Below are 8,530 nucleotides of genomic sequence, written 5' to 3' on the forward strand. Positions count from 1 at the left end.
ATCAACAACGTCGTCACCGGGGCGATCGCCCTGCTGCTGGCCCTGGCCGCCAGCGCCGCCGCCCGAGCGGCGGAGTCGTCCGAGAGCCGGCACGGCCGGTCGGCTCCGTTCATGCCGGGCCGCTGACCCCGACGCGTGTGCAGGGCCCGGCCGCTGGACGACGGCCGGGCCCTTCTTCGAGCCCGCGGGACGCCGCGCCGCACACCGACCGGTCGCACCGTTCACGCTTCCACGGGGGCCGGCCTGCGTGCGGGTCCCGAACCGATCGACCGCGCCGTGACCACGCCGAGCGCACGATCGGCACCCGGATCGCACAGATGTGCGGCCGTCCGACCTGCATGCACGCGCATTAACATGCGGTCCATGGGAGCGAACACGGCCGGGGCCCGGCTCGAGGAACGGTGGCGGGACATCCTGTCGGTGCACGCGCGCACGATGTGCGAGATCGAACGGGTGCTGCATCCGCACGGTCTGGGCGCGAGCGACTTCGAGGTGCTCGACCTGCTGGCCTCCGCGGCGCCGGAGGAGGGCGACCACTGCCGGGTGCAGAACCTGGTCGGCCGGGTCCACCTCAGCCAGAGCGCGCTGTCCCGGCTGATCGGCCGGCTGGAGAAGGACGGCCTGGTGGAGCGGTCGGTGTGCGCGGAGGACCGGCGGGGCGTGTGGGTGTCCCTGACACGCAAGGGCCGTGATCTGCACAGGGAGGTCCGTCCGTTGCAACGCGCGGTGCTGGCCCGCACGCTGAACGGCTGAGAGCCGGAGGACCGGACCGCAGCCACCGCCGGCGGAGCCGGAACGCGGAGGGTGCCGCCGGTGCCGCGCGGCTCCGCCGACTTCCGCCGGTGCCGCGGGGCCGCGACCGGCGCGCCCGTCTCCGTTGGCAGGCGTGGCCCTACGGCCGGGCGAGCAGCGTGCGCACCCCCTCCGAGGTGAGCGTCAGCCCATGCGGGGAGTTGGCGTCGATGGTCAGCGACAGGTCGTCGGCAGGCCACTGGGAGGCCAGCGCGCCGAGCGGAACGAGACGGTAGCGGGAGATGAACGGCAGCAGCTCGTTCATCTCCGTCTCCGAGGTGAAGACGGGCACCACGGGGACACTGCCCGGCTGTTCCAGGACCGGCAGCGCCACCGCCGCCGGGTTCGCGGCGTCCTCCTCGCTCACGTCGTCGGGCACGGGGACCAGCACATTGCTGCTCGCGAGCGTGTCCAGCGCCGTCGCGTCCTCGGCGTGCTCGACGAGCACGTCCAGCGCGCGCTGCGCGGGCGTCGAAGCGTTGTTGTTGTTCGCGGGTGTGTCCATGACGTATTCCCTGGTCGCGGCGGGTCGTGCGGCCCGCCCGTGAGGTGATCCTCCCGGGCGCGTTCCTGGCCGCGTACCCGATCGCACGCGAACCAACCTCCTTCTCCACCGCGGAGTGGGCGGCCCGGCGGGCCGTCCGGTCGGCCGGCCGGAGGTCCGCCCCCGTCCACGCCTCTTTCCGGTCTTTCCGAAGTTCGGTCGGTCGCGGGGGCCGCGCGGGCGCCGGACGAAACACGATGCGCGCGAGACGGACGTGAGGTGAGTGACGCGGGGACGATGGTTACTCGGCCATGGCCCGAGGATTGACAGGAAGGAAGCCATGAGCCAGAGGACGAGCGCCCGGGACGTGGTGGACGCCATCAAGGACGTCGACTTCCCGGCCGGCAAAGACGAGTTGATCGAGGCGGCGAAACGGTCCGGCGCGTCGCAGGAGGTCATCAAGGCGCTGCGTGGCCTCCCGCCCGAGCAGTACGCCAACCGCAAGGAGGTGGTCCGGTCGGTGCGTCTGCCCGCCGACTCCGATCTGGATCTGAGCGACGCACAGCGTGCCGAGCAGGCCCGCGAGGGCGGACGGCCCGGCCAGTCCCAGCACCTGCGCGATGTGCCGAAGCCCCCTGTGGAGGAGGAGTTGGACCGCTGACGTCGCCCGCCCGCCCGTCGCGGCGCGGCGCGGCCGCCTGACGCGACGCGACGGGCGGGCACGTCAATTACGACGACAGGAGTGTTCATGGGGCGCGAGCGGAGCGATGCGGATGCACGACGGGGGCGCGCGGCGGCCCCGGACGCGCAGGAGGCCGGGGAGGCGCCCGATGTCCGCGCAGCGACCAGCCGGTCGTCCCGGCCGCGCTCCGGCCGGCCCGGCGACGACTCCCTCGACGAGGGGACCGCTGCCCCACGCCGCGGCAGGCCCCATGAGCCTGCCGGCGACCCGTCCGAACGTGGGCGGAGGGGGCCGCCCCCGCCGGGACCCGGACCGGCGTACCAGCACCAGGAGCGGTGCGGTTACACCGAGCAGCACGAGCAGGTGCTCCTCGCGCTCACCGCGGCACAGGAGTGCCGCCACGGCGAGGGCGTGTACCTGGAGGAGGTCGCCCGGGCCTCGGGGCTGTCCCCGCAGGAGGCCCGGTCCGTGCTCCACGACCTGACACAGGTCCATCGCCTGGTCACCGAACTGGCCGGCGCGGACCGGCCGGACCTGGGACCCCGTTTCGCGGTGACGCCGCGGCTGTGAGGGACGGGCGCTTCGGGGGCCTCGACGGCGGCCGGTGTCCGAGGGCCACGGCCGCGACGCGGTGAGCGTGGGCACGGCACCGGACACGGGGGTCCCGGCAGGCACGGGGGGCGGAGACGGCGGCTCGCATCGGCGGGCGGCCGCCGCAGGACCCGGTCCGCCGCGTGGGCGTCGCCGACGGGGGCTCTCCGTGCGCGCGGCACGAAGAGCCCTTCAGGGCTCACTGCCGAACCCTACGGAGTCTGGGTAACCACTGCCGCGGGTTCCGATGCACGCGATGCGCCGGCCGGTCGGTGCCGGCGAACCCGTCCGGCGGCGGCCGACTTGGTACGTCCTTCCGCTCGCCACCACGCCCACGGACGGCCCACGGACGGCCCACGGCAGAAAGCCAGTTCCGGTTTTTGTGTACGCGAACCACGGGTCGTAGGCTTGCCCGCATGGAAGGAGTCCCTGAGCCCCACACCGGATGGACGTTTCTCACCAATCACGCCCGGGTGCTGGCCGCCATCGCCGACAACCGCAACGCGCGCATCCGCGACATCGCCGCCCACTGCCGGCTCACCGAGCGCGCGGTCCAGAAGATCATCTCCGACCTGGAGCGGGACGGCTACCTCTCCCACACCCGGGAAGGACGCGGCAACACCTACCGCATCGACCCCGGCAAGGTCCTGCGCCACCCGGCCGAGGCCGGCCTGACGGTGGCCGCGCTGCTGTCGCTCCTCGCCCAGGACGAGGCGGACCGCGGCCGGCCGGCGGACGGTGTCGGCGAGGCGCCCGGGCACGCCCCCGCGTAGAGGTCCGGGGCGCCCCCGGCCGCCAAGCCGTGCTCCGGCGGCCGGGACGGCGCCCCGGACCGCGTCGGGACCGACGGGGCCGCGTCAGGCCCGACGGTGCGGCTGGATCCACCCCACGGACCGCTCCACCGCCCGTTGCCAGCACGTGTACTCCTCCGCACGCCGTTCGGGGTCCATGTCCGGCACCCACTGCGCGGCGCGGTGCCAGTTGCGGCGCAGCACCTCCAGGTCCGGCCAGTAGCCGACCGCCAGCCCGGCGGCGTAGGCGGCGCCCAGCGAGACCGTCTCGGCGACCAGGGGCCGTATCACGGGCACGTCGAGCACGTCGGCCACGAACTGCATGAGCAGGTTGTCCGAGGTCATGCCCCCGTCGACCTTGAGCTCCTTCAGTGCCAGGCCCGAGTCCGCGTTCACGGCGTCGACGACCTCCCGGGTCTGCCAGCCGGTGGCTTCCAGGACGGCCCGGGCCAGATGGCCCTTGGTGATGTACGAGGTGAGGCCGACGATCACCCCGCGCGCGTCACTGCGCCAGTGCGGGGCGAACAGCCCGGAGAACGCGGGGACGATGTAGCAGCCGCCGTTGTCCTCGACGGTGCGGGCCAGCGTCTCGATCTCCGGGGCGCTGCTGATCAGCCCCAGCCGGTCGCGGAACCACTGCACGAGTGAGCCGGTGACGGCGATGGGCCCCTCCAGGCCGTAGACCGTGGGCCGGTCTCCGATCCTGTACGCCACGGTGGTGAGCAGTCCGTGCCGGGAGCGCACGAGCTCGGTGCCGGTGTTCATCAGCAGGAAGCTGCCGGTCCCGTAGGTGCACTTCGCCTCCCCGGGCGAGAAGCAGGTCTGCCCGAACAGCGCCGCCTGCTGGTCGCCGAGGGCGGCGGCGATACGGACGCCGGGGAGCAGCGCGCGGGCCTCCCCGTAGATCTCGGCCGAGGACCGGATCTCCGGCAGCATGGCGCGCGGCACCCCGAAGAACTCCATCAGCTCCGGGTCCCAGGTGAGCGTGCGGATGTTGGCGAGCATGGTGCGGCTGGCGTTCGTGGCGTCGGTGACGTGCAGGCCGCCGTCCGGGCCGCCGGTGAGGTTCCAGATGAGCCAGGTCTCCATCGTGCCGAACAGCACCTCGCCGTCCCGCGCGCGCTGCTCCAGCCCGTCGACGTGTTCGAACAGCCAGCTGATGCGCGGGGCGGAGAAGTACGTCGACGGGGGCAGGCAGCAGCGGTCGAGGAAGAAGTCTCTGCCGGGCCGTTCGCCGAGCTCGTCGACGATCGGCCCGGTGCGGGTGTCCTGCCAGACGATCGCCCTGCCCAGCGGGGTGCCGGTGCTCCGCTCCCAGAGCACCGTCGTCTCCCGCTGGTTGGCGATGCCCATCGCGGTCACCTGCTCGGCGTCCACACCGGCGTCGGCGAGGACCTCGCCCACGATGCGGCGCAGGTTGCGCCAGATCTCCACCGCGTCGTGCTCGACCCAGCCGGGCCGGGGGAAGAACTGCTGGTGCTCCCGCTGGGCGACCGACACCAGCCGTCCGCTGTGGTCGAACAGGATGCATCGCGTGGAGGTGGTGCCCTGGTCGATGGACATCACATACCGGTCAACCATGACGGGCCTGCCTTCCGGTGCGTCGTGGCGAGGGCTACCAGCGGACCGCGCCCAGGTCTCTGGAGATCGCCCGTGCGGCCTCCCGGAGCAAGGTGATCAGGGACGGCAGCGGCCGACCCTTGGTGTCGCAGATCCGTTCGACGGGGCCGGACAGGCAGACGGCGCCCACCACGAGACCTCCCTGTCCCCTGATCGGCGCGGCGACGCCGGCCTCGCCCATGCTCATCTCCTGCACCTCGGCGCCCCAGCCGAGTTCCCGGATCTCCGCGAGCGCCCGGGCCAGTTCCTCCGGCAGGACCAGGGTGTGCCGGGTGTACGCCTCGGGACCGGCCTCCAGTACGGGGGCGACGGGCGCGGCACCGAAGGCGAGGAGCACCTTGCCGAGCGAGGAGGCGTGCAGCGGCAGCAGCGCGCCGACGTCCAGGGTCTGCAGGGTGTCGTCCGGCCGGAAGACGTGGTGGACGACGAGCACCCTGCCCTCCAGGGGCGTGCCGAGCCGCACCGCCTCACCGCTGCGGGCGGCCAGGGCGTCGGCCCAGTTGATGGAACGCGACCTGAGTTCGTTGACGTCCAGGTAGCTCGTGCCGAGGTGCAGCAGCGCCGCGCCGAGCTGGTACTTGCCGGTCGCCTCGTCCTGTTCCACGAAGTCCACGTGCTGCAGGGTGCGCAGGATGCCGTGCGCGGTGCCCTTGGCCAGGCCCAGTGAGGACGCCACCTCACCCAGTCCGAGACGGCGGGGACCCCCGGCGAGCAGACGCAGAATCGCCGCCGCCCGTTCGATGGACTGGACCGGTCCGGCCATGAGGCGATCGTAGCCCGGTTTGCCTGGAACAGCCGCCGTTCGGCAATGTCGACCGATGTTCATTGACCTGTCGGGTTTGTCTGCCTAACGTGCAGGGTTGCGGCCGGTTTCCCGCCCGGGTCGCACCGCCGACGAGGAGGGCCCATGTCAGTAGCGCAGCTCTACGCCGCGCCCTGCGGGGAGGCCGAGCAGGTCTTCCCGCTCTCCCCGGCCGCCGAGGCCATACCCACCGTGCGCCGACGTGTACGCCGGGTCCTCGGCAGCTGGAACCTGCCCGCGGACGTCGCCGACGACGTCCTGCTGGTGGTCTCGGAACTGCTCACCAACGCACTCGTCCACGCCCTGCCCCCGGCCACGCTCCGGTTGTGGCGGGTCCTGGTGGACGGCACCGGCGCGGTGCGCGTCGAGGTGACCGACCGCGGACCCACGGCCGGCGGGCAGCCCCCCGCGCCCGAGGACACCCGGGAGGCGGTCGACCCGGACGAGCACGGCCGCGGCCTCGGCATCGTCGACGCGCTGTCGGCGCGGTGCGGTGTGCGGGTGCTTCCCGGTGAGACGTGCCGATGGGCCGAGGTGCCCGCCGCCTGAGCCGGCGCGGCACCCCGGCCGGGCGCCCGTTTCCGGTGCCGGTCGCCGCGCGCGTGGCCGGACGGCACACCGGACGCCCCCCGGCCGGACACGCCGGGGGACCGCCGTAGCACCCGTCGGGGCGTCAGCGGGCCAGAGCCTCGAGGGTGGCGTCGAGGTCGGCGGTGCGGGGGCGGTTGTGGGGCAGCTTCGACAGGACGGCCGCCATCCCGCAGGTGTCGGTGACGGCGGAGAAGACCAGTCCGCCGCCGATGGCGGCGGACAGCCAGCGGGCGCGCCGGTAGCGGGTGCCGAGGGCGAGACCGGTCACCACGAGGGAGCCCGCCACGAGGCGGACCTGGCGTTCCATGGGCCAGGCGGTGCGGCCGCCGTCACGGTGGACGGGGTGACCCTCCTCGGCCCAGGCGGTGGTGCCGCCGGTGAGGGTGGTGGCGGGAATGTCGGCGGCGGCGAGCTGCCGGCAGGCTGCGGCGGAGCGCCGGCCCGAGGCGCAGACGAGGAGCAGTTCCCCGCGGGCGGCCGCGGCCTTGAGGGCGGGCAGGGCGGTGTGGAGGCGGTCGAGCGGGATGTTGTGGGCACCGGGTATGTGGCCCGCGGCGTACTCGCCGGGGGTGCGCACGTCGATGACGGTGTACTCCGGCAGGCGCTCGGCGGCCTGGTCGGGATGAACGGCGGCGTGGGTGGTCATGTGCGGCGGGTTCCCTTCCTGCTCCCTTTCCAGGCGTAGACCTGAAGCAGTGCTTATCATACCCCTCGGGGTATCAGGAGCATCTACGGGAGGTGGGTGGGTGGAACTCGAGATGGCGGCCGACGAGCTGAAGGGCGTGCTCAACCGGCTGCGGCGGGCGCAGGGCCAGATCGCCGGCATCATCAAAATGATCGAGGACGGCCGGGACTGCGAGGACGTGATCACGCAGCTCGCGGCGGTCTCCCGCGCGCTGGACCGGGCCGGTTTCGCGATCATCGCCACGGGGCTCCAGCACTGCATGGCCGACAGCGGTCAGGAGGCCGGGGACCGGGAGCAGATGCGCGCCCGGCTGGAGAAGCTCTTCCTGTCGCTGGCGTGAGGCACTGCCGCCCCGGTGTCCGGCGGTTTCGCCGCCCGGCCGCGGGAAACCCGGCCGGACGGCGATCATGAGGGCCTCACCGCGGGTCACGCCGGGAAGGCGAGGTCGTCGGACGAAGGGACAGGGCGGATGACAGAGAACGGGACACCCGGCACGGCCGTCGTGACCGGGGCGTCGTCGGGAATCGGCACCGAGTACGCGCGGCAGCTCGCCGCCCGGGGCTGGGACCTGGTGCTCGTCGCCCGGCGCGCCGACCGCCTGACCGCCCTCGCCGAGGAACTGCGCGACAGCAGCGGGGCGGGGGTGGAGACGGTGGTCGCCGACCTCGCCCGGTCGGAGGACGTCGCCCGCGTCGCGGAACGCGTCGCCGCGGACGACGTGGCGCTGCTCGTCAACAACGCCGGCATCAACGGGTACGGGCCGCTCGCCGAAGTGCCCACCGCGCTGCTCACAAAGGTCCTCGACGTGAACGTCGTGACGCCCACCGTGCTGACCCGCGCCGCCGTCCCCGGCATGGTGGCGCGCGGCCGGGGCGCCGTGATCAACGTCGCCTCGCTGCTGGCGTTCGCCGGAGCGCTGCCGCCCGGCCCGCTCCCCCAGCGGGCCGTCTACGGCGGCACCAAGGGCTACATGGTGACGTTCAGCAGGACCCTCGCCGCGGAACTGGAGGGCACGCCGGTGCGCGTGCAGGTCGTCTGCCCCGGCCTGACCGCCACCGAGTTCCACCTGACCGCGGGCGAGGCCCCGGTGCCGGGCGAGCGGCAGCGCGTGCACGACGACGGTGGCATGCCGGCGGCCGACGTGGTGACGGCCTCGCTCGCAGCGCTGGAGACCGGTGAGGTGGTCTGCGTGCCCGGCCTGGAGGACGCCGCGGCCGTGGAACGGCTGGCCGCCGCGGAACTCGCCGTGCGGACCGGTTCCGGCGCCGCGCTCGCCCCGCGCTACCACGCCGGGGAGGGCGCGTCCCGGACGGCGGGCCCAGGCCGACCGGCACACTCTGCTTGACGCCGGGCGGCGCACCGCCTCCGCAGAGGGGCCTCCGCCCGAGGACCGGCGGGTGCGGCATGTGGCGGGCGGCGCCGCCGGGGACGGCCGCGCGGCGCCTCACGGAGTGCCGTCGGCGCCGCCCCGGCCGAGCGGTCCGGGCCGGCC

At 73.8% G+C, this 8,530-nt stretch carries 11 protein-coding genes; 7 read left to right on the top strand and 4 right to left on the bottom strand.

Annotation, left to right across the window (positions count from 1 at the left end; all coding sequences use genetic code 11):
• Positions 1-363 precede the first annotated feature (363 nt).
• Positions 364-753: a MarR family winged helix-turn-helix transcriptional regulator gene (locus ACWDNY_RS30675; protein ID WP_451649080.1), complete on the top strand. Its 390-nt coding sequence runs from the start codon at positions 364-366 to the stop codon at positions 751-753.
• 139 nt (positions 754-892) lie between these two features.
• Here ACWDNY_RS30675 and ACWDNY_RS30680 read toward each other — a convergent pair whose 3' ends face one another.
• Positions 893-1,297 (bottom strand): SseB family protein, encoded by a 405-nt coding sequence (locus ACWDNY_RS30680; RefSeq protein WP_451649081.1) that lies wholly within the window; start codon positions 1,295-1,297, stop codon positions 893-895.
• Positions 1,298-1,616: 319 nt separating this feature from the next.
• Between ACWDNY_RS30680 and ACWDNY_RS30685 the strand changes: the two genes are divergently transcribed.
• The 3 genes from ACWDNY_RS30685 to ACWDNY_RS30695 all read left to right on the top strand — a co-directional run bounded on the left by ACWDNY_RS30685 (position 1,617) and on the right by ACWDNY_RS30695 (position 3,322).
• Positions 1,617-1,937, top strand: coding sequence for a DUF2795 domain-containing protein (locus ACWDNY_RS30685; RefSeq protein ID WP_451649082.1), 321 nt, complete (start codon positions 1,617-1,619; stop codon positions 1,935-1,937).
• Positions 1,938-2,321: 384 nt separating this feature from the next.
• Positions 2,322-2,528 (top strand): hypothetical protein, encoded by a 207-nt coding sequence (locus ACWDNY_RS30690; protein WP_451649083.1) that lies wholly within the window; start codon positions 2,322-2,324, stop codon positions 2,526-2,528.
• Between the two features lie 437 nt (positions 2,529-2,965).
• Positions 2,966-3,322: a helix-turn-helix transcriptional regulator gene (locus ACWDNY_RS30695; protein ID WP_451649084.1), complete on the top strand. Its 357-nt coding sequence runs from the start codon at positions 2,966-2,968 to the stop codon at positions 3,320-3,322.
• Positions 3,323-3,406: 84 nt separating this feature from the next.
• Here ACWDNY_RS30695 and glpK read toward each other — a convergent pair whose 3' ends face one another.
• Positions 3,407-4,921, bottom strand: a complete 1,515-nt coding sequence (gene glpK, locus ACWDNY_RS30700; RefSeq protein WP_451649085.1) for a glycerol kinase GlpK — start codon at positions 4,919-4,921, stop codon at positions 3,407-3,409.
• 34 nt (positions 4,922-4,955) lie between these two features.
• On the bottom strand, positions 4,956-5,723 hold the full coding sequence (locus ACWDNY_RS30705; protein ID WP_451649086.1) for an IclR family transcriptional regulator: 768 nt from the start codon (positions 5,721-5,723) through the stop codon (positions 4,956-4,958).
• 144 nt (positions 5,724-5,867) lie between these two features.
• On the opposite strand from ACWDNY_RS30705, the gene ACWDNY_RS30710 reads away from it, so the two are divergent.
• Complete coding sequence (locus ACWDNY_RS30710; protein WP_451649087.1) at positions 5,868-6,311, top strand: ATP-binding protein; 444 nt, start codon at positions 5,868-5,870, stop codon at positions 6,309-6,311.
• A gap of 124 nt (positions 6,312-6,435) precedes the next feature.
• Here ACWDNY_RS30710 and ACWDNY_RS30715 read toward each other — a convergent pair whose 3' ends face one another.
• Positions 6,436-6,999 carry a rhodanese-like domain-containing protein gene (locus ACWDNY_RS30715; RefSeq protein WP_451649088.1) on the bottom strand — a complete coding sequence of 188 codons (564 nt, stop codon included), beginning with the start codon at positions 6,997-6,999 and terminating at the stop codon, positions 6,436-6,438.
• Between the two features lie 100 nt (positions 7,000-7,099).
• Here ACWDNY_RS30715 and ACWDNY_RS30720 point away from each other — a divergent pair, with 100 nt between their 5' ends.
• Together ACWDNY_RS30720 and ACWDNY_RS30725 are read left to right on the top strand one after the other, a co-directional pair.
• Positions 7,100-7,378, top strand: a complete 279-nt coding sequence (locus ACWDNY_RS30720) for a metal-sensitive transcriptional regulator (protein ID WP_451649089.1) — start codon at positions 7,100-7,102, stop codon at positions 7,376-7,378.
• A 129-nt stretch (positions 7,379-7,507) separates the two neighbouring features.
• The gene (locus ACWDNY_RS30725) at positions 7,508-8,383 is read left to right on the top strand and encodes an SDR family NAD(P)-dependent oxidoreductase (protein WP_451649090.1); all 876 of its coding nucleotides are present in this window, start codon (positions 7,508-7,510) and stop codon (positions 8,381-8,383) included.
• Positions 8,384-8,530: the final 147 nt, after the last annotated feature.

The sequence above is a fragment of the Streptomyces sp. NPDC003697 genome (assembly GCF_053587115.1).

Excerpts from the sequence above, each read along its gene's own strand:
- ACWDNY_RS30705 (WP_451649086.1), bottom strand. The coding sequence starts at position 5,723 with ATGGCCGGACCGGTCCAGTCCATCGAACGGGCGGCGGCGATTCTGCGT.
- glpK (WP_451649085.1), bottom strand. The coding sequence starts at position 4,921 with ATGGTTGACCGGTATGTGATGTCCATCGACCAGGGCACCACCTCCACG.
- ACWDNY_RS30675 (WP_451649080.1), top strand. The coding sequence starts at position 364 with ATGGGAGCGAACACGGCCGGGGCCCGGCTCGAGGAACGGTGGCGGGAC.
- ACWDNY_RS30710 (WP_451649087.1), top strand. The coding sequence starts at position 5,868 with ATGTCAGTAGCGCAGCTCTACGCCGCGCCCTGCGGGGAGGCCGAGCAG.
- ACWDNY_RS30680 (WP_451649081.1), bottom strand. The coding sequence starts at position 1,297 with ATGGACACACCCGCGAACAACAACAACGCTTCGACGCCCGCGCAGCGC.
- ACWDNY_RS30725 (WP_451649090.1), top strand. The coding sequence starts at position 7,508 with ATGACAGAGAACGGGACACCCGGCACGGCCGTCGTGACCGGGGCGTCG.
- ACWDNY_RS30695 (WP_451649084.1), top strand. The coding sequence starts at position 2,966 with ATGGAAGGAGTCCCTGAGCCCCACACCGGATGGACGTTTCTCACCAAT.
- ACWDNY_RS30715 (WP_451649088.1), bottom strand. The coding sequence starts at position 6,999 with ATGACCACCCACGCCGCCGTTCATCCCGACCAGGCCGCCGAGCGCCTG.
- ACWDNY_RS30685 (WP_451649082.1), top strand. The coding sequence starts at position 1,617 with ATGAGCCAGAGGACGAGCGCCCGGGACGTGGTGGACGCCATCAAGGAC.